Annotated in this window: 13 protein-coding genes and 1 riboswitch; of the genes, 2 read left to right on the top strand and 11 right to left on the bottom strand. The window is 71.3% G+C overall.

All coding sequences use genetic code 11. The annotated features are described in order from the left end of the window. Nucleotides 1-21: 21 nt before the first annotated feature. Nucleotides 22-10887, bottom strand: coding sequence for an amino acid adenylation domain-containing protein (locus ACTWQF_RS06970; protein WP_443278111.1), 10866 nt, complete (start codon nt 10885-10887; stop codon nt 22-24). Next, nucleotides 10847-12121 carry an MFS transporter gene (locus tag ACTWQF_RS06965; RefSeq protein WP_443278109.1) on the bottom strand — a complete coding sequence of 425 codons (1275 nt, stop codon included), beginning with the start codon at nt 12119-12121 and terminating at the stop codon, nt 10847-10849. The genes ACTWQF_RS06970 and ACTWQF_RS06965 overlap by 41 nt, the downstream gene beginning before the upstream one ends. Before the next feature lie 308 nt (nt 12122-12429). Between ACTWQF_RS06965 and ACTWQF_RS06960 the strand changes: the two genes are divergently transcribed. Then, nucleotides 12430-13224, top strand: a complete 795-nt coding sequence (locus ACTWQF_RS06960) for a tyrosine-protein phosphatase (protein WP_443278107.1) — start codon at nt 12430-12432, stop codon at nt 13222-13224. A gap of 67 nt (nt 13225-13291) precedes the next feature. Next, a riboswitch (cobalamin riboswitch) is annotated at nt 13292-13511 on the top strand. Nucleotides 13512-13676: 165 nt separating this feature from the next. Further along, entirely contained in the window at nt 13677-16022 is a 2346-nt protein-coding gene (gene metE, locus ACTWQF_RS06955; RefSeq protein WP_443278105.1) for a 5-methyltetrahydropteroyltriglutamate--homocysteine S-methyltransferase, read from the top strand. Between the two features lie 101 nt (nt 16023-16123). On the opposite strand, the gene ACTWQF_RS06950 is transcribed toward metE, so the two are convergent. From ACTWQF_RS06950 to hpnC, 9 genes are all read right to left on the bottom strand, one after another. Further along, a complete protein-coding gene (locus ACTWQF_RS06950; RefSeq protein WP_443278102.1) occupies nt 16124-17506 on the bottom strand; it encodes an aspartate aminotransferase family protein in 1383 nt (460 codons plus the stop codon). Beyond that, the gene (locus ACTWQF_RS06945; protein WP_443278100.1) at nt 17503-17664 is read right to left on the bottom strand and encodes a hypothetical protein; all 162 of its coding nucleotides are present in this window, start codon (nt 17662-17664) and stop codon (nt 17503-17505) included. The genes ACTWQF_RS06950 and ACTWQF_RS06945 overlap by 4 nt, the downstream gene beginning before the upstream one ends. A 27-nt stretch (nt 17665-17691) precedes the next feature. After that, nucleotides 17692-18714 (bottom strand): adenosyl-hopene transferase HpnH, encoded by a 1023-nt coding sequence (gene hpnH / locus ACTWQF_RS06940; RefSeq protein ID WP_443278098.1) that lies wholly within the window; start codon nt 18712-18714, stop codon nt 17692-17694. A 7-nt stretch (nt 18715-18721) separates the two neighbouring features. Further along, the gene (locus ACTWQF_RS06935) at nt 18722-19387 is read right to left on the bottom strand and encodes a phosphorylase family protein (protein WP_443278096.1); all 666 of its coding nucleotides are present in this window, start codon (nt 19385-19387) and stop codon (nt 18722-18724) included. Further along, complete coding sequence (gene shc / locus ACTWQF_RS06930) at nt 19387-21387, bottom strand: squalene--hopene cyclase (protein WP_443278094.1); 2001 nt, start codon at nt 21385-21387, stop codon at nt 19387-19389. Before shc ends, ACTWQF_RS06935 begins: the two co-directional genes overlap by 1 nt. Nucleotides 21388-21439: 52 nt before the next feature. Further along, nucleotides 21440-22630 carry a polyprenyl synthetase family protein gene (locus ACTWQF_RS06925; protein ID WP_443278092.1) on the bottom strand — a complete coding sequence of 397 codons (1191 nt, stop codon included), beginning with the start codon at nt 22628-22630 and terminating at the stop codon, nt 21440-21442. Then, the gene (gene hpnE, locus ACTWQF_RS06920) at nt 22617-24074 is read right to left on the bottom strand and encodes a hydroxysqualene dehydroxylase HpnE (protein ID WP_443278090.1); all 1458 of its coding nucleotides are present in this window, start codon (nt 24072-24074) and stop codon (nt 22617-22619) included. The genes ACTWQF_RS06925 and hpnE overlap by 14 nt, the downstream gene beginning before the upstream one ends. Before the next feature lie 103 nt (nt 24075-24177). Beyond that, nucleotides 24178-25104: a presqualene diphosphate synthase HpnD gene (hpnD, locus tag ACTWQF_RS06915; RefSeq protein WP_443278481.1), complete on the bottom strand. Its 927-nt coding sequence runs from the start codon at nt 25102-25104 to the stop codon at nt 24178-24180. A 62-nt stretch (nt 25105-25166) separates the two neighbouring features. Further along, entirely contained in the window at nt 25167-26111 is a 945-nt protein-coding gene (gene hpnC, locus ACTWQF_RS06910) for a squalene synthase HpnC (protein ID WP_443278088.1), read from the bottom strand. Nucleotides 26112-26252: the final 141 nt, after the last annotated feature.

Raw genomic sequence — 26252 nt, 5'->3', positions numbered from 1 at the left:
AGCTGACGCTGAGCCGTCTTCTCAGACCCCGTCCTCCCCCGGTTTGAGCAGCGCCGACAGGGCAGTCTTCGGTTGGTCGGTGGCAGTGGCCAGTAGCCGCGTGAATTCCTGAGCCCAGGACGCGATCGTCGCGGCGTCGAAGAGGTCTGTGGAGTACTCGAAGGTCACGGTGATGCTCCCGTCGTGAGGTTCGAGGACGACGTACAGCTCGTTGCGGGCGACTCCGACGGTGGGCAGGCTCCGGATGGTGGTGGAGACTCCTCTCAGGTCGAGGACCGGTGGCGGGGTGGTGACCACGGTGAACAGAACGGTGGGGTAGAGCCCGTCCGCGTCCTCGGGCGCCAGCAGACGGACGACCTCGTTCAGCGTCAGTGCCTGGTGATCGAGGGCGTTGAAGAGAGTCGGTCCGAAACCGGTGACGAGGTCGGCGAAGTCGGTGGCTTCGGAAAGGCGTGCGCGCAGCAGAACGGCGTCTCCCAGCAGGCCCACTGCTTCCTCGTGTTCCCGGCGGCCGGCGCGGTTGGCGCTGGAGGCGGCGAACACCACGTCGGACACCACGTCGGTGGAGTGTCCGCAGAGCCGGGCGGCCCAGGTGGCGAACGCGGCGGCGAGGACCACGTAGGGCGTGGTGCCGAGACGGGTGGCGGTCTCTGCGACGCGGCCCGGTACCGCGCCGTCGATGACCTGCTGGTGCAGGGCTCCCCCACCGGAGAGGGTGTCAGGGCGTGGGTGGTCGTAGGGCAGGTCCAGGCGCAGGGGTACGCCGTCGAGTTCGGACCGCCAGAATGCCTCGAGCCGTCCTCGGCGCTCGCCGTCGAGCTGTTCCCGTTCCCAGCGCGCGTAGTCCGTGAACTGGGCGGCGGGCGGGGGGAGCTGCTGTGCGGAGCCGCCGTTGTAGAGCGTCTGCAGTTCCTGCCACAGGACGCCCATCGACCAGCCGTCACAGATCGCGTGGTGCAGGACGACGATCAGGACCCATCGGTCGTGGGCCGACCTGCCGAGCCGGAAGCGGAACAGCGGCGCCTGGTCCATCGCGAACGGGCGTCTCGCGTGGTCCTGGCACCATTGGTCGATCTCCGGAGAGCCGAGCCGGGTGAGGTCGCTGACGGGGAGTTCGACCGGCACCTCGGCCAGGACCTCGACCGCGAGCTCACCGTCGCGCCGCACGGCCCTGCTGCGCAGTGCGTCGTGCCGTCGTACGAGTCCTTCGAGTGCGCGGGTCAGAGCCTGCGGGTCCAGCTCGCCCCGTAGATCGACCCGGTGGGCGACGTTGTAGACGCTGGGGTCGGCGCGCTCGTGGTGGCGGCGCCACAGCCTGCGCAGTGTGGCGGGCATGGGGACCGTCTCCGCCGGCCGCCGCGGTCCGGGGCCGACGCGGTGGGCGACGGCGCGGATGGTCGGTGCGCGGAAGAAGTCCGCCATGGACAACTCGATACCGACTTCCGTGGCCATCCGGTTCAACAACCGTACGGCGCTCAGGGAATGGCCACCGAGCTCGAAGAACGAGCGGTTCAGGGGCACACGGCGGGAGCCGAGCTCGGTGCACCACAGTTCGTGAAGCGTCTTCTCCAGAGGGCCGGCCGGTTCCTGGTACTCGTTCTCCGGCCCGTCCGCGGTGTCGTGGGGGTCGGGCAGTCGGCCGCGGTCCAGTTTTCCGGCGGCGTTCACCGGCAGTCTCTCCAGCCGTACCCAGCGCCGGGGCACCAGATGGTCGGGGAGCTCCGCGGCCAGGGCGGTGCGCAGTTCTTCGGTGGCGTCCGGGCGGTCCGGGCCGCCGAGTGCGACGTAGGCGACGAGTTCGCTCGCGCCGTGGCTGTCGCCGCGGGCCAGCACCGCGGCCTCGCGTACGCCGGGCTGCCGCGTCAGTGCCTGCTGGACCTCGGCGGGTTCGACGCGATGACCCCTGATCTTGACCTGGTCGTCGATGCGGCCGAGGTAATCCAGCGTCCCGTCGCCCCGCCACCGGGCCAGGTCTCCGGTGCGGTAGTACACCTCCTCGCCGGCGCCGAGTGGCGTGAAGGCAGCGGCCGTCTCCTCGGGGCGGCCGTGATAGCCGTACGCCATCGCCGTACCGCCTACGTGGAGCTCGCCCACGGCGCCCGCCGGGACCTCCCCGCCCTCCGCGTCGAGCAGCCGGATCCGCACCCCGGGGATCGGTGTGCCGATGGGCGGGCACATGCCGTGGGCGGGGTCGACCCGGTGCGAGGTGACGATGACGGAGGTCTCGGTCGGCCCGTACTGGTTGAAGAGTGCGCACTCGGGATGGGCGGTGAGGAATCTGTGGAACGCCGGGGTGAGCCTCAGTGCCTCGCCCGCGGAGAACAGCTCGCGCAGGGCGGGCATCCGGGGGCCGGTCTCCATCAGGTACGTCAGCGGAGTGCAGGGCATGAACATCCGCTGTACGCCGTGGCGGCGTACAGCCTCGCCCAGTGCGGCGGGGTCGTGCCGCAGTTCGTCGTCGATGAGCACGAGTGCTGCTCCGGATGCCAGCGTTGTGAAGATCTCCTGGACGCTGACGTCGAAGGCGGGCGAGGTCCACTGCAGGGTCCGCAGCGCCGGATGCTGCTCAAGGTGGCGGAGCACCAGGTTGACGGGGCCTCGGTGGGGCACGACCACGCCCTTGGGACGGCCGGTGGAGCCCGAGGTGTAGATGCAGTACGCGGAATCCTCAGGGCGTACGGCGCGGACGTCCTCGTCCGGGCTCCGGTCCGGTGCCTGCTGCCGGCGGGCTGCGTGCTCCATGGTCAGTACGGGCCACCGCTGGAGCGCGGGATGCCGGGTGAGCAGTGCCTCGGTGGTCAGGATCAGCACGGGACGGCCGTCGTCCAGGAGCTGTTCGACGCGGGCGGGCGGCAGGGAGGCGTCGAGCGGCAGGTAGGCCGCACCGCTTTTGAGCACGCCCAGCAGCGCGCTGATCAGCTCGGGGCCGCGCGGCAGCAGGACCGCGACGCGTGCGCCACGGCCTGCCCCGTGCGGGCGGAGCCACCGGGCGAGGCGGTCGGCACGCTGGTCGAGCTCCCCATAGGTGAGCTGCCCGTGATTGGTGAGCAGCGCGACGGCGTCGGGTGTCCGGCGCGCTTGCGCTTCGAACAGGCCGTGCAGGGTCTCCTCGACGGCGGGCAGGGGCTCCTGTTGCCGGCCGAGCCGCGCCAAGGTCGTACGGTCGGCTTCGGTGAGCGCGGTGAGCGCCGAGAGCGGGGCACCGGGGTCGGCGAGGGCCCGCCGCAGTACGTGCTCCACGTAGTCCACGAGCCGTCGCACCTCGCTCTCCCCGAACAGCTCCGTGTCGTACTCGACCATGAACCGCACGCCCTCGCGGTGGTGCGTCAGATAGATGCCGGGGTCGAACGGTGCGCGTGCGGAAGGCGTGTCGAGGAGCGTGGCGGTCAGCCGCGGCGGGTCGAAGTCCGCCTGCCTTTCGTTCTCGTACTCCACCATCACCTGGAAGAGCGGGTTTCGGCTTGGGTCGCGACGCGGATTGAGTGCGCTGACGAGTTCGTCGAAGGGTACGTCCCGGTGTTCGTACGCCGCCGTGCTGCGCTCGCGCACGCGGTGCAGCAACTCGGTGAAGTCCGGGTCGCCGGACAGGTCGAGACGGAGGGCCACGGTGTCGAGGAACATACCGATTTCGTCCGCGGCCTCCTCCGGCCTGGCGGCGACAGCCGTGCCCACCACGATGTCCCGCTGCCCGCTGAACCGGCCGAGCACGGCGCCGATCGCACCGGTCAGCACCATGAAAAGGGTGGCGCGCCGCTCGGCGGCGAACTCCCGCAGCCGGGACGTCAGCCGGGCGTCCAGCTCATGCGTGAGGCTCTCGCCCGTGCCGGAGCGCACGGGTGGCCGGGGCCGGTCCGAGGGCAGAGTCAGCTCGGGTGCGTCCGTCAGCTCGCGCCGCCAGAAGGCGAGCGCCTCGGCCACCCTGGCGGGGTCCGCGGGCACGATCGGCCGCGCGACGAGAGGCCGCAGGCCGGGGTCCCCGTCCGGCCCGCAGCGGTAGTGGGCGGCGATCTCGCGGGTGAACACCTCCGTGGAGGAGGAGTCGAAGACAATGTGGTGGGCCAGCAGGAACAGCAGGTGCCGCTCTTCGGACAGGCGCAGCAGCCGGGCCGAGAACAAGGGCCCGGTACTCAGGTCGAAGATCCGGCGGCCCTCGGTCTCCAGGACGGAGCGCAGGGCCTGCTCCTCGGTCGCTCCGGTGTGGTCCTCCACCGGGAAGTCGACCGCGACGTCCTCCCGCGTCTCCTGGTACGGGACCCCGTCGGCGGTGCCGAAGACGGTACGCAGAGCGGGCTGGCGGGCCACGGTCCGGCGCAGGGCCCCCTGCAGCCTCGGTATGTCCAGCGGGCCTTCCAGCCGGATCGCCTTGGGCTCGTGGTATATGCTGGTGCCGGGGTGCAGCTGCTCCATGAACCAGATCCGTCGCTGCGCAGGCGACAGGCACCTTCTGGCAGGCTCCACCGTGGCTGCGGGCTTCTCCGTGGCTGCGGGCTTCGCCGTGGCCGTGGGCGTCGCTTGGTGCGTGCGGGCGCGGAGGCGGTCGATCCTGGGAAGGGCGGCGAGCACCTTGTCCGCCGGGACGCCGAAGTCCACGAAGCAGGCGATCTCGTCCGCACCGGCTTCTGTCAGCCGACGTACGGTCCCGGCCGCCGACTCCTCGTCGCCGATCAGGGCACGGGAGTCGCAGTAACGCTGATAGGCCCGGCCGAGCAGGAAGTCCACATCCTCCTCGGGGGTGTTCTCCAGGTCGACTTCGAAGCCGAGGCTGTTGGTGACCTGGTCGAAGAGGGCGAGCGAGGAACGAAGGTAGGAGACGAACGGCCGGTACGCCTCGGCGCGGGCGGTCTCGGCGTCCGCGCCGAGGTAGGTGTGCACCAGTACCACCACCCGCCCCGCGGCGGGGTCGTGACCGTGCTCGGCCCGCGTGCGCCGGTAGAGTTCGATGTTCTCCGTGAGCTGTTCGACCGACTGCGCCATCAGATTGGTGACGATTCCGAGGCCCTCCGCCGCGGCCCGGCGGTAGCTGTCGGGGTTGCCCACCACCGCGACGTACAGGGGCGGTTGGTCCTGTACGGGGCGCGGGTGCAGCTGGATTTCGACGGGTTCGCCGTCGCCGCCGGTCAGAGTCAGTGGCTTACCCGACCAGAGCGTGCGTACGGTCTCCAGCTGCTCGTACATCACCTCGCGGTGCCGTCCGAAGTTCTCCGGCGCGAGCGCGAAGTCCGCGGCATGCCAGCCGCTGGCGAAGCACAGGCCCGTCCGGCCGCCCGAGAGGTTGTCCACGACCGACCACTCCTCGGCAACCCGCACCGGATGGTGCAGCGGCAGCACCACGGAGCCGGCATGCAGCCGGATCCTGCTGGTGCGCGCGGCCAGTGCGGCAGCGAGCACCGAGGGGTTGGGGAACGGCGCGCCGAAGGAGTTGAAGTGCCGCTCAGGAAACCACAGGGCGTAAAGACCATGGCTGTCCGCGAACTCGGCGGCCTCCATGATCAGTGCGTAGGTATCGGCTGTGCCGGTCTCGGGGTAGTCGCCGAAGAAGTACAGGCTGAAGTCGCATCCGGCCGAGCCGGATCGGACCGGTTGGACCGGTTGGACCGAAGCGGACGACGGCTGTGGCACAAAGGCTTCGAGTGGCACGTGCGGTGCGGGGGCGGCGGTTGAGGGTGTCGTACCCGAGATGATCTCCAATTGGCGGGACATCAGGCCGCTGACCTGGTCGACAAGCTGCCCGGCAAGCCGCAGTTGCTGCGTCAGGACGTCCTGAAGCCCGGCGTCGTCAATTCCGGCGTCGGCGCCGCGTGCCGGTGTCAGCTCCGGTGCCGGTACCGAAGCGGGCGCCGGTTTCAATGCGGGCGCTGATTCCGATGCGGGCGCGTCCCGCCCCGCCCGGGTCCCGGTGTCCGGAGCCGGGCCGCCGCGCAGTCGTACGACGCATTCGGCGAGCTTGCGCGGAGTGTCGGACTCGGTGAACAGCTCCCGGACCGGGACCCGCACTCCATACAGCCGCTGCAACTCCGCGGTCATGCCCAATAGGGCCAGTGAGTCGGCGCCCAGCGCGAAGAAGGACGTATCCGGCGCCACGTCCGCCTGCGCTGATCCCAGCTTCAGCGCTGTCAGTTCGCGAATGCTCTCCACGGCCTCGTCCAGTGCCGGACTCCCGGCAACCGGCGCCGGTTCGGACACCGCCGGAACGGCCGCATCCGCTGCTGCGCCGGAAACCGGGAACCGGCGTCGGCGCAGGGGATGGCCGGGCAGCGGGACGCGGCCGCCGTCGCGGGTCACCGCCCGCCAGTAGATGTCGGCGCCCCGGCTGTAGAGCTCGCCGAGCGAGGCCAGCACACCGTGCCACTGCCCCGTACCCGTACCGGTATCCGGGTCGGTGCCCTGGCCGGGCAGCCAGCGGCTGTCGGGCAGGCAATGCCTGCCCAGGCCGCTGAGTACGTTGCCCGCGCCGATCTCCAGGAAGTCCATACAGCCCTGCCGGGACGCGGTCGCCGCCGCCAGGTCGAAGCGGACCGGTTCGCGTGCCTGGCGTACCAGGTAGTCGGTATCGACGGTCCAGCCGACCGGACGCAGTACGCCGTCGAGCGCGCTGGCCAGCGGAACCCGCAGCGGGTGAAGAGCCAACCGCTCGACGCGTGAGCGGAGTTCGGGCAGTACGGGGTCGAGCGCGGCGGAGTGAAAGGCCCGGTCCACGGGCAGCGACCGCCATCGAATGCCCTCCTGATCGAGGAGGCGCTCCGCCTGCCGCAGAGTTTCCGCCGGGCCTGAGATCACGTGGGAGCGCGGCCCGTTGGCCGCTGCCAGTTCGGCTCCGGCCGCCTGTGCGACGCGTCGCGCGGTCGCCGCATCGGCGCGTACGGCAAGCATCGCCCCGGGCGGGCATCCGTGCTGCATCGACCTGCCGCGCCATGCGGTGATCCGCAGCCCGTCCTCGACGGACAGCGCGCCGGCCGCGCAGAGTGCCGCGTACTCTCCGGCGCTGTGTCCGAGCAGCAGTGCGGGGCGGATCCCGAAGGCGCGCCACAGCTCGGTGAGGGCCATCTGGTGGGCGAAGAGCGCGGGCTGGGCGGTCTCCGTCGGCCAGGGCACATCGGGGTCCCCATCGGGGTCCGCGGCGCTGTCGTCGAGGAGCAAAGGCAGCAGGGTGCCGCCGAACTCCTCGGCGTAGATCTGCTCGCACAGGTCCAGAACCCGGCGGGCTTCTGGGTGGGCGGCGTAGATCTCGCGTGCCATGCCGGCGACGGCACTGCCCTGCCCCGGGTATGCGAGGGCCTGCGGTCCCAGCGGAGGGAGGGTGACGGCCGCACGCTCCAGAGCCCGGGCCAGCTCTCTCCCCGTACGCCCCACCGCGGCCGTCCGGTGCTTGTGGTGGGGTCTGCCGAGGGCCAGCGTGGCGGCCAGGTCGGAAGGGTCGAGCCCAGGGTGTTCCCGGAGGTGTTCGCGCAGTCCGTCGAGGAGTTCGCTCAGGGCCCGCGGATCCCGTGCGGAGACGGGCACGACCACCGGGTGGGCGGGAGTTTGCGGGTGGTGCCGGGGCGGTGCCTCCTCCAGTACGACGTGCGCGTTGGTCCCGCCGACGCCGAGCGCGCTGACCCCCGCCCTGCGCGGCACGCCTGGCCGCGCGGCCCAGGGTTTCAGTTCCGTGCCGAGCACGAACGGGCTGCCGTTCAGCCGGAGGCCCGGATTGGGCCGGCGCAGGTGGAGCGTCGGTATGAGAGTGCGGTGCTTCAGCATCAGTACGGTCTTGATCAGTCCTGCCATGCCGGCGCAGCTGTCGAGATGGCCGATGGACGGCTTCACCGAGCCAAGGGTGCAGAACCCGGTGCGGTCCGTGCCCTCGCCGAAGGCCCGCGACAGTGCCTCGAACTCCACCGGATCCCCGAGCTGGGTGCCGGTGCCGTGCGCCTCCACGTACGACACGGAGTCCGGCGGGACCGCGGCCTTGTCCAGCGCCTGCCGCACCACCTCGATCTGGCCCGCCACCCCGGGGGCGCTGAACCCGGCCTTGCCCGCCCCGTCGTTGTTGACGGCCGAACCGAGGATGACCGCGTGCACGGTGTCACCGTCGGCCAACGCCCGGTCGAGCCGCTTGAGCAGTACGGCGGCGACTCCGTTGCCGCCCACCGTGCCGTCGGCGTCCGCGTCGAAGGCCCGGCAGCGCCCGGTCGGCGACAGGATGGAGCCCGGGTGGCTGCGGTAGCCGGATTCCTGCGGGGTGTGCACGGCGGCCGCTCCGGCGAGCGCCAGATCGGCGTCACCGCTGATCAGGGCCTGCGCCGCGAGATGGACGGCGACCAGCGATGTCGAGCAGGCGGTCTGCACGCCGATGGCGGGGCCTGTGAGGTTGAGCCGGTAGGCAACTCTGGTGGCGAGGAAGTCCGGTTCCCGTCCCATGGCCGTCAGCAGGCCGGTGGCCGGGTCGCCGTCCAGGCGCCGGGGTACGGCGCCGGGCACGTCCTGGTGGTCGTACAGATTCATGCCGGAACCCGCGAACACACCGATGCGGGTGCCGGGCGCCGAGGCCGCGTAGCCCCCTTCCTCCAGCGCCTGGTGGCAGCACTCGAGGAAGAGTCGGTGCCCGGGATCGGTGAGCCCGGCCTCCTTGGGGCTGATACCGAAGAAGTCCGCGTCGAAGCCCTCGATGTCGTCGAGGACACCGCCGACCGGGACATGGTCCGGCTCGGTGCCGCGCGCGGGGAAGACGCTGACGCTGTCGACGCCCTCGCGGAGGTTCGCCCAGAACGCGGCGACGGACGGCGCCCCGGGAAAGCGCGCGGACATACCGATGACCGCGATCCGGTGCTCCGGCACGACCGGTTTCGAGGCCGGGAGCGGGGACGGTCCCAGGCCCGGGGCCGGGAGCAGGGACGGTCCCAGGCCCGGGGCCGGGAGCAGGGACGGTCCCGGGCCCGAGGCCGGGAGCCGGGGCGGTTCCGGCTCGGCCGCGGCCAGATACGCCGCGAGCGCGCCGACCGTGGAGTGTTCGAAGAAGGCCGACTGCGGTATCGACCGGGCCAGCCGCGACTCCAGCCGACCACGGAGCCGGGTGAGCGCCGGGGAGTCCATGCCCAGCTCGTAGAACGGAGTATCGGTGTCCACCGCGTGCCCGAGCAGGGCGGCGGCGTCTTCGCGTACCGCGTGCAGCAGATCGGTCCCGTCCCCCGGACCCGTGTCGAAGGCACCTGCCAGCAGCCGGTCACGCAGCTCCGCACGGCGTACCTTCCCCGCCGGGGTACGCGGGAACTCGGCAGCGGCGGTCGGCACGGCGCGTGCGACGGTGAGCCGGAGTCTGTTGAAGACGGCCGCCTTGATGCCCCGGGCAACACGCTCGTCCGCGTCCGCGTCGCCGTGGCTGACGAAGAACACGACGAGCGACTCACTGCCGGTGTCCGGGTCGGGCACTCCACAGGCGGCAATCTCCCCCGCCCGTACGCCGGGCACGGCGGAGGCCGCGTCCTCGACCTCGTGGCCGTGGACGTTGTGCCCGTTGAGAATGATCAGGTCCGTGCTTCTGCCGGTGATCGTCACCTGGCCGTCGGCGAGGAAGGCCAGGTCGCCGGTGTCGAGCCAGTCGGGTCCGTCGGTGAACGCGGCCCGGTCCGCGTCGGGGTTGTTGACGTATCCGGGGGTGACGCGGGCCGCCGACCGTACCTGGAGTCTGCCGATCCGCTCCTCCGGAAGAGGCTCTCCGCGCTGGTCCACGACGCGCACCACCGCCCGGTGTGCGGGGGCTCCGACGGCGACGAAGGTCACGCGGTCCCGTTCCTCGGTGTCCTCGCCGACGCGGACCAGGTCCCCGCCGAGGCTGTCCTTGCGCACATGGTTCACGCCGCCCGCGCCGCGGAGCCTGCCGTGGGTGATGGCCGTGACCGTCTCCGCCATCCCCCAGACGGGCACGATGTGTTCGTCCCGCACGCCGAACGGTCCCGTGGCGGCGAGGAACCGTTCCATCACCGACAACGGGATCTGCTCCCCGCCGCACACCAGAGTCCGTATCCGGCCCAGGTCCCAATGTCTGTCCGGGTGTTCGCCGACCGCGTCGGCGATCATCCGGTACGCGAACGCGGGCGCCCAACCGTGGTGCGCTCCGTGCTCCTCCAGCAGGTCCAGCCAGCGCAGCGGCGCTGCCAGCACATGGCCGGTCGTCGCATGGACATTGGTGCAGCCCACGAAGACCTCGAGGAGGTGGTAGAGCAGGAGCGCCCCGCTGTGATCCACCGGAAGCCAGTTCACGGTCGTATCGCCCGGCCGCACATCCAGGATCCGGCGGCTGCTCGCCGCGAACTCCGTCAGCCCTCGGTGCGTGAGCTGGGCCGCCTTGGGCACGCCCGTGCTGCCCGAGGAGAGCATCAGCAGCGCCACATCGCAGCCGTCCGGCTCCACCAGATCCTCCGCGGGCGGGTGGCGCAGACAGTCCTGGGCAACCACGGCCCGTACGGACTCGGCTGCCCCGCCCACCATGGCCGCGCCCGCCCGGTCCGTCACCACCAGCGGGTCGCCGAGCAACTCGCAGGTGTGACCGAGGCGTTCCAGGGCCGGGGAGCCCGCCTCGGCCCGCTCCGCGATGGCGACCGGTCTGGCGCCGCCGAGCACACAGGCCCAGAACGCGGGAAAGAACTCGTCCAGGGGTAACCCGCACAGGACGATGTCGGCGCCGGGGCGCAGTCCCCGTTCACGCAGCCCTGTGAGCATCCGGCGTGCCGTGGACAGCAGTTCAGGATACTTCTGGACGGTCGTGCGGCCGTCGTCCGCTACGGTCACGACGCCCGCGTCCGCAGAGCGCTCCGCCGCCCGCAGCAGGGCGCTGACCACGTTCTGCGGATCGTCGTCGGTCAGCTCCAGCTCAGGCCCTCGGTACAGAGCCGGTCCCCGTGCACGGGCCATGGATGTTCGCTCCTTCACTGTGTGACGGCTGTTCATACGGTTGCTCGATCACCCGGCGTCGGGCGGCGAGAGACAGCAGGAGAAACGCCAGCGCCCCGCAGAGCGCCACTCCGTGGAAGAGGCCCACGACCGCAAGCGCCGGCCATGCCTCCAGCGCTGCCGCCGCTGCCACCATGCCGACGGCGAATCCGGAGGTCTCCGCTGCGGCGGACAGCCCGAACAGACGGCTGCGTTCCCGGTCCGGAGCCGCCTGCAGCCGTGAGGTGTACACGATCTCCGTGAACCCGTCGGCCAGCCCGGCCACCCCGGCGACAGCCACGAGTACGAGGGGCGCCGGACCGGTGAAGGCCAGCACGAAGGACAGCGACATCACGCAGGTGCCCACCGCGAACGCATACGCCCCCCACCGGCCCTCCGACCACGACGCGTGCCGCCGCTTCAGTAGCTGGTGGGCCAGGAAAGTGCCCACCGCCCATGAGGCCCAGAACTGCGTCATGAACATGGCCGGATTCCCCGGCGACTCCACATCGGCCACCAGGGGAAGAGCCACGTTGTGTGACGAAGAAGCGAGCGCGTCGACGCCCCGCAGAAGGACCATGCCGAGCAGCAGCGCGGGCACCGCGCTCAGCACCTGCCGCAGAGAAGCGGCCCCCGGCTTCGGCACGGTCCGCGCGGCCGACCGGTCTTCCTCCATACGGTGCCGCAGCAGCGACAACGCCACCGCGGACACCAGGAAACTGGCCGCGTTCACAGCGAACGCGGCGCTGTGGCCCGCCAGTTCGATGACCGGGGCGGCCGAAGCGAAACCCGCCACGGTGGCAAGAGAACGAGCCGTCGCCAACTGCCCGTTCGCCCGAACCCGCGCCTCCTGCCCCACAATCACCGGGACCGCACTGCGCAGTCCGACGTTGAAGAACGTGTTTCCGGCACCGAGCACCACCGCGACGACAGCCAGCAGCCACACCGGAGCCGACCCCGCCGCGCACAGCGCGAGAACCACCATGGCCGCCGCCTGGACGAGATCCGCGCCGATCATCATGGCTCTGCGCCCCACCCTGCCCGCCAGAGCCCCGGCTCCCAGCCCCGCCAGCACACCCGCGAACAACCGCAGCGCCATGAGCAGGCCCAGACCGAGCCCGCTCCCCGTGACCTCGTAGGTGAACAGGCTCAACGCGATCAGATTGAGAAAACTGCCATAGACGGACACCGCATACGCGCCCACAAGAGCGCGCACACGCCAATGCAGGTGACTCAATCCAGACTCCTCATATGTAGGGCATGAGCCAGATACATGGCAGTGCACAGGGAGTTGGGCGATATGCGGGAGGCTACCGCGAGTACGGCGTTCTGCCGCCGAAGCCCATGGAATTGGTCGGAGCTCGCGGGCCGCCCGAACAGCTCCGCAGTCACGCGGTGGCGTGTGCCCCCCCCCCCCCCGCGCCCGGCGGAACGTCGTACGGGTCACGCATCCAAGGACTGATCGCCTCAGGCATCCATGCCTTATGGTCGAACGGACGGTCGTCGGAAATGCTAGGAGTGCGCGTGAGTGTGGAGTCCGCCGATACGGTGCTGACCGGGGTACGGAATTTCCGGGACGTCGGGGGCCTGCCGACGGTGGACGGGCGCCGGGTGCGGCGCGGGGTGCTCTTCCGCAGCGGGCACCTGGCACACGCGACACCCGAGGACGCCGCCTTCCTCGGCGAGCTCGAGCTGCACACGGTCTTCGACTTCCGCAACTCCGCCGACCAGGCGCTCGACGGCCCCGACATCGAGCTTCCGGGTGTCCGCAACGTCAATCTCCCGCTCTCCGACCCGGCCGACGGGGCCGAGTTCTGGCGGCTGGTGCGCGACGGCGAGCTGGATCAGCTGCGGGCCATACTCGGGGACGGCCTCGCTGCCCAACGGATGACCGACTCCTACCGCACCATGATCCGCGAGCGCACCGCCGAGCACAGCCGTATCCTGCACGCCCTCGCCGAGGACAGCGTGCCGGCGCTGATGCACTGCGCCGCGGGCAAGGACCGGGCCGGTCTGTCGATCGCCGTCACGCTGCTGGCCCTCGGCGTCGAGCGGGCCGCCATCGAGGAGGACTACCTCCAGTCCAACCAGCCGCACCGGCGCTACAAGATCTACCGCAGCAGCAAGTCCAAGGCCGGGATGTCCCCCGAGGTCCTGGAACTCCTCGCCCCCCTCTTCGACGCCCGCGCCGCCTACCTCCACGCGGCGTTCGCCACCATCGACGAGACGTGGGGCGACGCGGACACCTATCTGAAGGAGGGCCTCAAACTCTCCCCCGGCACCCGCACCAGGTTGCAGTCCCGCCTCCTGGAGCCCTGAGGCTCCGGGGGAGGAGCGACTGCCCACGCGGCGGATGCGGGCCGGCCCTCACGCGGCGGGCCCCGGCTATGCTGGCCATGCAGCTGGTTCGCCCCGTCCGCCAGGCGGGAGGCGTCGTAAGAGGGAACCCGGTGTGAATCCGGGACTGCCCCGCAGCGGTGAGCGGGAACGACCGCCGTCACACGCACTGGACCGACGGTCCGGGAAGCGACGGCCAGTAGGTGCCCGCCGGGAGACCGGCAGGCGCGCCCGCGAGTCCGAAGACCTGCCCGCTGCCCGTACGCGTCCACACGCGTACGGTCCTCCCGGAGACCTCGAGGGCGGGTCGGAGAGCACAGCGCACAAGGCGGCGGACACCAGCCACGCGTTCGCGCCGTCCCGTGCCGTCTCCCCTTCGCATCCTCGTCCCGATCTTCCGGGAGCGCTGGAGACATCTCGCGAAGGAGAGTTGCGTGACAGCGACAGCAGCGAACCCGGCCACCACTGCCCCGCCCGCACCGGTGCGTGCCACGGTGCACGGCTATCCCCGCCAGGGGCCGAACCGCGAACTGAAGAAGGCCATCGAGGGCTACTGGAAGGGCCGCGTCACCGCCGAGGCCCTGCACTCCACCGCCGCCGCACTGCGCAGCGCGAACTGGCGGCAGCTGGCGGAGGCGGGCATCCACGAGGTGCCCACCGGAGATTTCTCGTACTACGACCACGTGCTGGACACCACCGTCATGGTCGGCGCCCTCCCCGAGCGGCACCGGGAGGCGGTGGCGGTGGACCCGCTGGCCGGGTACTTCGCCATGGCCCGCGGCACGCAGGACGCCGCGCCGCTGGAGATGACCAAGTGGTTCGACACCAACTACCACTACCTGGTGCCCGAGCTCGGACCGGGCACGGTCTTCTGCGCTGACGCGAGCAAGCAGACCGCCGAGCTGAAGGAAGCCCTCGCACTGGGCCTGAAGGCGGCCCGGCCGGTGCTCGTCGGGCCGGTCACCTACCTTCTGCTGGCCAAACCGGCGCCGGGCGTCGCCCCCGACTTCGAGCCGCTGACACTGCTGGAGCGGCTGCTGCCGGTCTACGCGGAAGTGCTCGCTGACCTGCGCGCCGCAGGCGCTCAGTGGGTGCAGCTGGACGAGCCGGCGCTGGTGCAGGACCGCACCGCTGCCGAGCTGGAGGCCGCAGCGCAGGCATACCGGACGGTCGGCATGCTCACCGACCGGCCCCGCCTGCTGGTCGCCTCCTACTTCGACCGGCTCGGCGAGGCGCTGCCGGTGCTGGCGAAGGCACCCGTGGAGGGCCTGGCGCTGGACTTCACGGGCCCGGCCGCCGGAAACCTGGACGCGCTCGCCGCGGTCGGCGGGCTGCCCGGGAAGCGGCTGGTCGCGGGCGTGATCGACGGCCGCAATGTGTGGATCAACGACTACGAGCGGTCCATCGCCACCCTCGCCACCCTGCTGGGCCTCGCCGAGCGGGTGGATGTGGCGACCTCCTGCTCGCTGCTGCACGTGCCGCTGGACGCCCGCGCCGAGCGCCATATCGACCCGCAGGTGGCCCGCTGGCTGGCGTTCGCGCGGCAGAAGGCGGCCGAGGCCGTCACACTGGCGCGCGGGCTGTCCGAGGGGACCGGCGCGATCGGCGCCGAGCTCGCCGCCAACCGCGCCGATCTGGCCTCCCGTGCGGCCTCACCGCTCACCCACGACAAGACCGTACGGGCCCGCTCCGCCGCCGTCGCCGACGCGGACACCCGGCGGGCACTGCCGTACGCGCAGCGCACGGCGGCGCAGCGCACCCGGCTCGGTCTGCCGCCGCTGCCGACCACCACCATCGGGTCGTTCCCGCAGACGGCCGAGCTGCGTGCGGCCCGTGCCGACCTGCGGGCCGGCCGGATCGACGAGGCCGCCTACGAGGAGCGGATCGCGGCCGAGATCCGTGAGGTGGTCGGCTTCCAGGAGCGCGCCGGGCTCGACGTGCTGGTGCACGGTGAGCCCGAACGCAACGACATGGTGCAGTACTTCGCCGAACAGCTCACCGGCTACCTCGCCACCCGGCACGGCTGGGTGCAGTCGTACGGCACCCGCTATGTGCGCCCGCCGATCCTCGCGGGCGACGTCGCGCGCCGGCGGCCGTTGTCGGTCCGCTGGACGCGGTACGCCCAGTCGCTGACCTCCCGCCCGGTCAAGGGCATGCTCACCGGCCCGGTGACCATGCTCGCCTGGTCGTTCGTACGGGACGACCAGCCGGTGTCCGCGACGGCGCGCCAGGTGGCCTTGGCGCTGCGCGACGAGGTGTGCGAGCTGGAGGCCGCGGGGACCGCCGTCATCCAGGTCGACGAGCCGGCCCTGCGCGAGACGCTGCCGCTGTGCGCCGCCGACCGGCCCGGTTATCTGGCGTGGGCGACGGCAGCGTTCCGGCTCACCACCAGCGGTGTGCGACCGGACACCCAGATCCACACCCATATGTGCTACGCGGAGTTCGGCGACATCATCGAAGCGATAGCCGCCCTGGACGCCGATGTCATCAGCCTGGAGGCCGCCCGCTCCCATATGCAGGTCGCGGACGAGCTGGCAGGCCATGGCTACCCGCGCGAGGCGGGACCCGGCGTGTACGACATCCACTCCCCGCGGGTCCCGGGGGCAGATGAGATGGCGGCCCTGCTGCGCAAGGGGCTGGAAGCCATCCCGGCCGACCGGCTGTGGGTCAACCCGGACTGCGGACTGAAGACCCGCGGCTGGGCCGAAACCCGGACCTCGCTGGAGAACCTGGTCGCCGCGGCCCGTACGGTCCGGCAGGAACTCCCCGGCCAGAGCTGACCCTCTGGCAGCAGTTCCCCGCGCCCCGTCAGGGGCGCGGGGAACTGCGCGAGCAACCACGAACAACCCGCAGCCCGCGACGCACGGGCAGGGGCACCCCCTCAGCGATGAGCCACCGCCTGGCGGACCAGCGTGCGCCCGAAGTCCCACATGAGGCCGCCGCCACTGTGCGCGTCGTCCATGACCTGGGTGAACGCGTCCACGAAGCGGTCAACTTCCTCCTCACCGATCACCAGCGGCGGGATCAGCTTGATGACCTCCAGATGGTCCCCGGAGACCTGGGTGAGGATGCGGTGCTTCTGCAACAGCGGGACCACGACCATCTGCGCGAACAGCCCCTTGCGCGCGGCCTGGAGCATCGTCCAGCGGCTGCGCAGCTTCAGCGACCGGGGCTTGCCGAACTCAATGCCGATCATCAGCCCGCGGCCGCGCACCTCGTGCAGCAGCTCGTAGCTGTCCACGAGCGCCGCGAGCCGGGTGCGCAGCAGATCGCCGGTACGGCGGGCGCTCTCGGTGAGGCGTTCGTCGTCCATGACGGCGAGGGTGGCCAGGCCCGCCGCCATGGCCTGCGCGTTGGAGCCGAAGCTGGCGGAGTGGACGAGCACCCGGTCCATGGACGAGTAGACCTTCTTGAAGATCCACTCCTTGCCGAGCGTCGCACCGACCGGGACATAGCCGCCGGAGAGCGACTTGGCCACACACACCAGATCGGGGTCGGCGTCCTTCTCGTGCTGGTAGGCGAAGAAGTCGCCGGTGCGGCCCAGCCCCGTCTGCACCTCGTCGGCGATCAGCAGCGCCCCGTACTTGTGCAGCAGTTCGCGGGCAGCGCGCAGATAGCCGGGCGGAGCCGCGTGCACGCCCTTGCCCTGGATGGGCTCGACGACCAGCGCGGCCACGTCCTTCTTGCGCAACTCCCGCTCCAGCGCGGCCAGGTCGCCAAGCGGCACGGGGGTGTCGGGCAGCAGCGGCGCGAACCCGTCGCGGAAGCCGTCCTCGCCGTTGACGGAGAGCGAACCGGTGGTCAGCCCGTGGAAGGCGTGTGCGCAGTACAGCACCCTGGGCCTGCCGGTGGCGTAGCGGGCGAACTTGAGCGCGGTCTCCACCGCCTCGGTGCCGCTGTTGCCGAAGAAGACCCGGTCGAGCCCGGGAGCGTACGAGAGGAGTTTCTCGGCCAGCAGTCCGGGCAGCGGCTGGCAGTCGAAGCGGGTGAGGTCGGCCAGCTGCGCGTCCAGCACATCGTGCAGCGCCTGCCGTACGACCGGATGGTGGCGGCCCACTCCCATGACGCCGAACCCGGCAAGCATGTCGAGGTAGTCGTTGCCCTCGGCGTCGTAGAAGTAGGCGCCCTCGGCACGCTCGTAGACCTTGTCGAAGCCGATGGCGTGCAGCATGCGCGGCAGCTGGTGGTTGAGATGGCGCGTGTGCAGTTCGTAGCGCTCGGCGCTCCGCTCGGCCAGCAGCTTCGTCAGGTCGAAGCCGGTCACGCCGTACTCCCCTCACCCGTGCGGGCCACGCCCACCCGTACCGCGCCCCACCGGCCGCTCTCCCGCTCCAGCTCCGGCTCCAGCTCGCTCGACAGATCTCCCATCGCCCGCAGCGCGTCGAGGTCGCGTGGCCCGTCGATGGACTCCAGCAAGGACATGGTCGGCCCCCCTGCTCCGGCGAATTGTCAGTGTGACGCGCTGCCTGCGGTCTCGCGGGCGGCGCGCAGGGACTCCCTGAGGGAGCCCATGGTGGCCAGCACGGCGGTCGGCTCGTATCCGCAGTGCGCCATGCAGTTGGCGCAGCGGGGGTCCTTGCCGCGGCCGTACTTGTCCCAGTCGGTCTCCTCCACCAGCTCCCGGTAGGTGGGCACATAGCCGTCGCTCATCAGATAGCAGGGGCGCTGCCAGCCGAAGAGGGAGTAGTTGGGGATGGCCCAGGCGGTGCAGTCGAAATCGGCCTTGCCCTCCAGGAAGTCGAGGAACAGGGGGCTGTGGTTGAGCCGCCACCGCTCCCTGTTGCCCCCGGCGAACGCCTTCTTGAACAGCTCCCTGGTCTGCTCGACGCCGAGGAAGTGCTCCTGGTCGGGTGCCTTTTCGTAGGCGTAGGCGGGCGAGACCATCATCTCGTCCACCTTCAGTTCGTCGTTGAGGTAGTTGAGAACCTCGATGACGGTCTGCGCGGTGTCGGTGTTGAAGAAGGTGGAGTTCGTGGTGACGCGGAATCCGCGCCGCTTGGCCTCCTTCATCGCCGCGACCGCTTCGTCGAACACGCCCTCTTTCGCCACGGATTCGTCGTGCCGCTCACGAAGGCCGTCGATGTGCACAGCGAACGCGAAATAGGGAGAAGGCTTGAACTCGTCCATCTTCTTGCGCAGCAGCATGGCATTGGTACAGAGAAAAACGTATTTGCGCCGGGCAATCAGCTGCCGCACGATTTCCCCGATCTGCGGGTGCATCAGCGGCTCGCCGCCCGCGATGGAGACCATGGGCGCCCCCGACTCCAGTACGGCTCCCACCGCCTGCGCGACCGGCATCCGCTGCTTGAGCACCCCGGCCGGGTGCTGGATCTTTCCGCAGCCCTCGCACTTGAGATTGCACGCGAAGAGCGGCTCGAGCTCCACGATGAGGGGGAACTTCTCCCGCTTGCGGAGCTTCTGCTGAAAGAGATACGTCCCGATACGGAGCGTCTGGCGGAGCGGCATGGCCATTTCTGGCTCACCTCCAGGGGAGCAGCAGGGATCGGTGCCATTCGAGGAATGCGGGCAGGACACCGCGAAGGACGCGGAATGCCGATATTCCACCCCGCAGTGTCCCGATGCGGATCAGTTCATGGCCCGGAGCGTCCACCACCACCCGTACGGCCGCAACCGGACGCCGGGCCGTGCCCGCGGCGGCGTGCAGGGTTGCGGCGGACTCCATGTCGGCGGCGATCGCTCCGGTCTCGTGCAGCGCGGCCCTGGCCTGGCCCCGTACCACATGGTCGGTGCCCGCCAGCGGGCCCACATGGACGGTGCCGTACCGGGACAGCTCGGTGGTCAGCAGCTCGGTTCCGGTACAGGGCGTGTGCCCGTGCGGGTCACGGGTCTCGGCGGCCACCACCAGGTCGCCGGGGCGCATGCCGGGCACCAGCCCCGCGCAGAAACCGGTGGCCAGCACGGCGGTGCCGCCGGGCACGGTCTCCCGGGCGAGAGCCCGGGTCATGGCGCGCCGGGCGGCCTGCGCGCCCATGCCGGTACGGAGCAACCGCACGTTCTCGGGGCCGGTTCCCCCGTTCGGGTCGTCAGGGCCCGGGCGGCGCCCCGGCCCGCGCCGCAGTGCGAGGTGCTCGATGCCGAGCGCACACGTCAGCAGCAGCGGGTCCGGGGCTGCCGGGCTCGCCATCAGGCGTCACGCCTCACGACCCGCTCCAGTCCGTCGCCGTGCAGATAGCGGCCCAGTGCCGTGAGCGGGAAGACCATCCGGTAGAGGTGGTAGTTGATGGAGAAGTCCCAGGGGAAGCCGGTGCCGGTGAAGTACGGCTCGTCCCAGTAGCCGTTCTCGCGCTGGGTCTCGGCCAGCCAGCCGATACCCCGTTCGACGGCCTTGCTGTCCTTCTCGCCGGCCGCCAGCAGCGCCATCAGCGCCCAACCGGTCTGCGAGGCGGTCGAGGTGCCGCCTGCGATCCACTCGGCGTCGATGTAGGAGCGCAGGTCCTCGCCCCAGCCTCCGTCGTCGTTCTGGACGCTCTCCAGCCAGCTGACGGCGCGCCGGACGGCGGGGTGGGAGGTGGGCAGTCCGGCGGCCACCAGCGCGGGAACGACCGACCCGGTGCCGTAGAGGTAGTTGACGCCCCAGCGGCCGAACCACGAGCCGTCGGCCTCCTGTTCGGCCAGCAGCCAGGAGATCGCCTTGCGGGTGCGCGGATCGTGCTGCTTGCCCTCGGCCGCCAGCATCTCCACCACGTGCGCCGTGACATCGGATGACGGCGGGTCGATGACCTCGCCGAAGTCGCAGAACGGCAGCCGGTTGGGGAACGTGCTGGTGTTGTCGACGTCGAAGGCTCCCCACGCGCCGTTGCCGGACTGCATACCGAGGTTCCAGCGCACGGCCCGGCTGATCGCCCGCTCGACCCGCTCGGGGTCGGGGTGCTGGATGCGGCGCAGCGCGAGCGCGACCTCCGCGGTGTCGTCGGTGTCCGGGTAGTTGTCGTTGTGGAACTCGAACGCCCAGCCACCCGGGATCAGCTGCGGACGGCGTACGGACCAGTCGCCGGGGCGTACGACCTGCTCGCCCAGCATCCAGTCGGCGGCCTTCACCAGTGCCGGGTGGTCGCGGGGCAGTCCGGCGTCGGCCAGCGCGATGGAGGCCAGGCAGGTGTCCCAGACCGGGGACTGGCACGCCTCGATCATCCTGGTCTGTTCGTCGGGCCAGACGGCGAAGCGGTCCAGCGATTCCAGTCCGGCCCGCATCACGGGGTGGTCGAGGTCGTAGCCGAGCAGCCGCAGCGCGATCAGCGAGTAGACGGCGGGCGGCTGGATGCCGCCCCAGCAGCCGTCGTTCTCCTGGCGCTCGATGATCCAGCGCGACGCTTCCTTCAGTGCCGCGCGGCGCAGCCTGCGGGAGGCCACCTTGCGGTAGGCGTGCAGGGCGCGGTCGATGCGCTGGAAGGCGCCGTCCCAGGTGCTGACGGGCGCCATCGGGGTGGGCGGCAGCGGGCGCGCCGGGTCGCGGTGCAGCTCGTCCAGGCGGAACGGCGCGGGGTGGACGGGGCGGAAGGCGGAGACGACGGTCAGCGGCACGATGGTCTGCCGGGCCCAGCAGCCGAAGTCGTAGATGTTGAGCGGCACCCACGTGGGGAAGTAGATGATCTCCGGGGGCAGTTCGGGCAGGTCCTCCCAGCGCCACCAGCCGAACAGCGCGAGCCAGATCCGGGTGAAGACCCTGCTGCGGGCCACTCCCCCGTGTTCGCGCACCCACTGCGCGGCCCGCGTCATATGGGGGGCCTCGGGATCGTCACCGGCGAGCTTGAGCGCGACGTATCCCTCGACAGTGGTGGACAGGTCGCCCGGTCCGCCGTAGAAGGTGGCCCAGGCGCCGTCCTCGCGCTGCTGGGAGCGGATGAACCGGGCGGCGGCAGCGTAGGTCCGCTCGTCGCGGATGCCGAGGAACTCGCGCAGCAGCAGGTCCTCGGCATCCATGGTGACGTTGGTTTCCAGGTCGCCCTTCCACCAGCCGGCCTCGTCCTGGCGGGCGAGCAGGTGGCCGACGGCGCGGGCCGCGGTCCGCTCCGCCAGCGCTGTGATGTCGCCGGTGCCCGTGGGGGCAGGGGCGGGAGTTTCGCGTTCTCTGTTCTTCGTTCCGGAGACGCCGGGTCCAGCGGGGCCGTCCGTCGTGGCTGTCATCCCTTCTCCTTCCGAAGTGTCCGATTGCTCGGAGCCGCGAGTGGGAGCCGACTCACCCCCGCCGTACGACGACGAAATCGGCGAGCGCGGCGAACTGGTCGCGCACCCGGACCGGCATCTCGACCGAGTCGAGCGCCGCCAGAGCCGTGGTGTGCTGGCGCTGGGCCTCCTGCGAGGTCCACTCGCGGCCCCCGGCCTCCTCGATCAGCGCGGCCCGCTCGGCGAACTCCGCCTCGTGGAAGTCCTCGAACTCCGCCTGGCTCTTCTTCGCGTCCTCCGTCATCAGCTTCGCGAGCCGCGCCGCGGCGGGGCCCTGGGAGCCGAGTGCGGCGGCGACCGGGAGCGACTTCTTGCGCTGCCGCAGATCGCTCCAGGTCTGCTTGCCGGTGGCCTGGGGGTCGCCCCAGATCCCGAGCAGGTCGTCGACGGCCTGGAAGGCGAGACCCAGGTGGTGGCCGTATGCCTCCAGCGCGTCCGCCGTGCGGTCGTCGGCGCCGCCGAGCACCGCACCGATGGAGGCGGCACAGGCCAGCAGCGCGCCGGTCTTGTTCCCCTCCATCTCCAGGCACTCCTCCACGGTCACCAGATCGCGGTGCTCGTAGGAGATGTCCTGAGCCTGACCGTCGATGAGCTTGCGGGTCGCCAGCGTGAGCCGCCGGGTGGCGCGCCCGGCCTCCACCGTGCCCAGCTCCAGCAGTATCTCGCCGGCGAGTGCGAACAGCGCGTCACCGACGAGGATGGCCTGGGCGGGTCCATGCACCTTCCAGACGGTGTCGCGGTGGCGGCGCTGCTCGTCCCCGTCCATCAGATCGTCGTGCAGCAGGGAGAAGTTGTGCACCAGCTCCACGGCGACCGCACCGGGGATACCGGTCTCCGGTGCGCCACCGGTCACCTCCGCGGACAGCAGCGCGAGCGCGGGCCGTACCGCCTTGCCGCCAGCGGCGTCCGAGGGGCGGCCCTCGGCGTCGATCCAGCCGAAGTGGTAGGCGGCGACGGTGTCCATCGGGGAGGCCAGCCGCTCGACGGCCGCGCGCAGTACGGGGGTGGAGAGCGTGCGCCCACGCTCCAGCAGTGCGCTCACGTCCCTGCTGCCGGCCTCTTCGCCCTTCACGCCCTCGTCGTCCTCGTTCACGAGTTGTTGGTTCGGCGGGGTCACAGGGTCTCCTCTGTGCGATGCTGTGGTGCTGGCTGTACCGCCCGTGCTGCCTGGGCCGGCCGGACGTTCTGCGTCAGTGGTGCTCATGGGCCCTTCCTTCGATGCCGGGGACCGGTTCCGCCCCGTACGGGCGCCCCAGTGCGACGAGGGCTTCGCGCGCGGCTGTCACCCCGCTGCGGACAGCGCTCTCCATGGTCGCGGGCCAGCCGGTCGCGGTCCACGCCCCCGCGAGGAAGACGCCGGGAGCCAGAGTGCGCGCCGAGGGACGCAGCCGCCCGACTCCGGGCGCGGGCGCGAAGGTGGCGGTGCGTTCCCGGGTGACGAAGAAGTCCCGCACCCCGGCGCCCCTGGCCGCGGGCAACAGCCGCTCCAGCTCGGGGAGGTAACGCTCGCGCAGCGCGGCGACCGGCTGGTCGATCTCCTCGTGCGCGACCGACTGGGAGAGCGCCAGGTACTGGCCGCCGCCGGTCAGCCCGGAGGCGGTGGTGCGGTCGAAGACCCACTGGACCGGAGTGCCGAGCGCGGCGAAGAAAGGTCTGCGCAGCACCTCGCGGTCGTAGATCACATGCACGTTCAGGATCGGCTCGGTGCCGATGTCCAGCAGCCGCCCGGGGTCGGCCAGCGCCCCTGGGGGCAGCAGCCGGTGGGCCTCGCGCTGCGGTACGGCGAGCACGACCGTGCCCGCCGCCAGCTCCTCGGCGCCGCTGCCGCCCTGCTCGACCGTCACCCGCCAGCCGTCTTCCCCGGCGGGCTCGACGGCTCGCGCACGGGTACGCAGCAGGGTGCGCACCCCGGCCTTCCGCAGCGCCGCATGGGCGAGGGTGTCGTGGATGTCGCCGAGCGGAACATGCGCCCAGCCGATGTCTGCGGCGCCGGGCTCGGAGAGCAGTCCGGTCTTGAAGACCATCGCCGCGAGCCCCATGGACGCCTGGGGTGCACGGGCGTTGAGGGTGGCGGTGCCGACCAGGTCCCACAGGGCCTCGACGGTACGGGCCGACTGGCCGTGCCGGTGCAGCCAGGTGCCGAAGTCGATGGCGTCCAGCGCCGGGTCGGCCGGGTCGAGCCCTTTGAGGGCGAGCGCCGCGCGGGCCACCGCGCCCCGCTCGGCGAGCGAGAGGTGCGGATAGGTCGCCAGGCTCGCGGCCAGGTGCAGGGGTACGGGCAGCGCGGTGCGGCGCAGCCGTCCGAGCCGGGGGCGGCTGCCGCCGACGTCGAGCACCGCTACGTCCAGCCGGTCCTGGAGCGGGGCGAGCCCGGCGGCGCCGACCCGGTGGAGGAACCAGCTGTAGGCGGTGCAGCAGCGCAGATAGACGTGCTGGCCGTTGTCCACGGTCAGTGGCCCGGCGGCGGAGTCGCGCCGGAAGGAGAAGGCGAGCCCGCCCAGCCGGGGGCGGGTCTCGACGAGGGTGGTTTCCAGGCCCGCTTCTGCCAGCCGCAACGCGGCCGTCGTACCCGCGAGGCCGCCGCCGAGAACCACGGCGCGCCGTGCGGCGCCGGGCCGCTCACCGGACCGCACATCGTCCGCAGTCATGGACGCTCCTCCCCTGAGTCCGATGCGTGGGTGTGGTCCGTGCCCGCTGGGACGCCCCCGCCACGGCGGTGGGTTGCCCGGCGCGGCAGCGGCATCAGGGCCATCAGGCGCTCCGCCGCGACGCCTGGCGGGAGACCAGCCGCGCGTCGAAGCCGGACAGGCCGCGCACCGCCACGTACGCCTTCTCGTGTCCCGGCAGCGAGACCCGGCCGCGCAGCACAGCGGCGGGGTCCGCCGCGATGCGGTCCAGCAGCCGGTGGTAGATCCCCGCCATGGCCGCGACGCAGGCGCCCGAGCGCCGGTCGAGCATCGGCAGCAGTCGGTATCCCTCGGCGAACAGCGCGCGTGCGCGGCGCACCTCGAAGTGGACCAGTCCGGTGAAGTCGGCACCGGGCGGCACCGTATCGGTGGTGAAAACCGCGGCGCAGCCAAATTTCTCGAGATCCTCCGAGGGCAAATACGTTCTTCCGCCCTCCGCGTCTTCCCGTACGTCCCGGAGAATATTGGTCAGTTGGAGGGCGAGCCCCAAGGTGTCGGCGTACTCGGAGGCGCGGGACGTCTCGCGTGCGCCGGGTACGGTGCCGAAGACCCCCAGCGAGAGCCGGCCGATGGCGCCGGCCACACAGCGGCAGTACACCCTCAGGTCGTCCCAGGTCTCGTAGGTGGTGCCGCGGACGTCCATCAGCACGCCGTCGATGAGTTCGTCCAGCGCGTCGAGCGGGATCCGGAACCGCCCTGCGGCGTGCCTGAGCGCGACCGCGACCGGGTCGGTGTCGTCCCAGGAGATCGTGCGGCTCTTGATCCGGGCGAGCAGCGCCCGGGTCTCCTCCAGCCGCTGCTGTTTGGCCTCCCCGGGCAGTTCACCGTCGCCGATGTCGTCCACCCGCCGGGAGAACGCGTACAGCGCGGACATGGCCTGCCGCTTGGGTGCGGGCAGCAGCCGGATGCCGTAGGCGAAGTTGCGGGCCTGCGCTCCGGTGACGGCCTCGCAGTAGCGGTAGGCGGCGGACACCTGCGCGGGGAGCTGCAGCGAGGACCCGGCCTGGGCCCGGTCCGCTCTGGCGGCCTTCTCCGTCTTCCCCACCGTCCCGGTCACCCCTCTCCTCGCAGGCTCGCCCAGGACTCGCGCAGCACGCTCGCGGTGCCGGCCCGGGGAGCTCCTGCCAGTACGTCGTACCGTGCGGCTCGCAGGGCTGAGGCGGCAGCGCGTCCGCCGCCCGTGAATCCGGCGAGCAGCAGCCGGAGCCTGCCGTGGACGCTGCGCGCCAGCGGCGTGCCCTCGTCCAGCAGCCCCAGCGCGCGCTCCGTCTCGTAGGCGATCAGGGCACGCACCGAGGCGTTCGCGGTCGGCGCCGCGAGATCGGCCTCGTTGACGCGGAACCGCGCCATGTCCTCGGCCGGCAGGTAGATCCGGTCGCGGCCCAGGTCCTCGGCGACGTCCTGGAGGTGTTCGATGATCTGGAGCCCGGTGCAGACCGCGTCCGAGCGGCGCACCCGCTCCGGAGTCATGGTGCCGGTGATGGCCAGGACGAGACGGCCGACAGGGTTGGCCGACAGCTCGCAGTAGGCCAGCAGTTCGGCATAGGTGGCGTAGCGACGGACCTTCTGGTCCTGCCGGTTGGCCTCGATCAGGGCGAGAAACGGCTCCGGGGTCAGCCCCCGGCGACGGACGGTGGGGACCAGGGCACGCAGCAGCGGGTGACCGGGCCCGGGCCGGTCGGTGGACGGGCCGCTCGGCATGGGGCCGCCCCACGAGATGTCTTCGAACACCCGGTGGACATCGGCCTCGAACGCGTCCAGCATGGCGAGCGGATCGTCGGCCTGCTCAGATGCCAGGCCGAGGGAGGAGGCATGCGCCGGGCCGGAGGCTCCCAGATCACCGTCGCCGATGTCGTCGACCAGGCGGGCGAATCCGTAGACGGCCATCAGATCGTCCCGCCACGCGCGGGGAAGGAAGCGGGGCGCCACCGGGAAGTTCTCCGTCTTGGCCTTGGAGAGCACCGCGCTCGCGTGCGCGTCCTCCTCCGCGGTCACCACGTGCTGCCCATGGCCATTGCCGTCACATCTCCGTTTCTACACCGCTGCACCAGAAGATCCTATTTCGGACACGCCGCACGCGCTGGCCTGCGAAAGCGGCCGGCGGCGCAGTCCGACCGGGCCCTGTTCGCCCGACTTACC

The sequence above is a fragment of the Streptomyces sp. 8N114 genome (genome assembly GCF_052245835.1).
Lineage (GTDB): Bacteria > Actinomycetota > Actinomycetes > Streptomycetales > Streptomycetaceae > Streptomyces.
This window is presented reverse-complemented; position numbering and strand designations above follow the sequence as displayed.

Coding starts and splice junctions, on each gene's coding strand:
- ACTWQF_RS06970 (WP_443278111.1), bottom strand. CDS start 10,887: ATGGCCCGTGCACGGGGACCGGCTCTGTACCGAGGGCCTGAGCTGGAG.
- ACTWQF_RS06945 (WP_443278100.1), bottom strand. CDS start 17,664: ATGTCCTTGCTGGAGTCCATCGACGGGCCACGCGACCTCGACGCGCTG.
- hpnH (WP_443278098.1), bottom strand. CDS start 18,714: ATGGCCATGCCGCTCCGCCAGACGCTCCGTATCGGGACGTATCTCTTT.
- ACTWQF_RS06935 (WP_443278096.1), bottom strand. CDS start 19,387: ATGGCGAGCCCGGCAGCCCCGGACCCGCTGCTGCTGACGTGTGCGCTC.
- shc (WP_443278094.1), bottom strand. CDS start 21,387: ATGACAGCCACGACGGACGGCCCCGCTGGACCCGGCGTCTCCGGAACG.
- ACTWQF_RS06925 (WP_443278092.1), bottom strand. CDS start 22,630: ATGAGCACCACTGACGCAGAACGTCCGGCCGGCCCAGGCAGCACGGGC.
- hpnE (WP_443278090.1), bottom strand. CDS start 24,074: ATGACTGCGGACGATGTGCGGTCCGGTGAGCGGCCCGGCGCCGCACGG.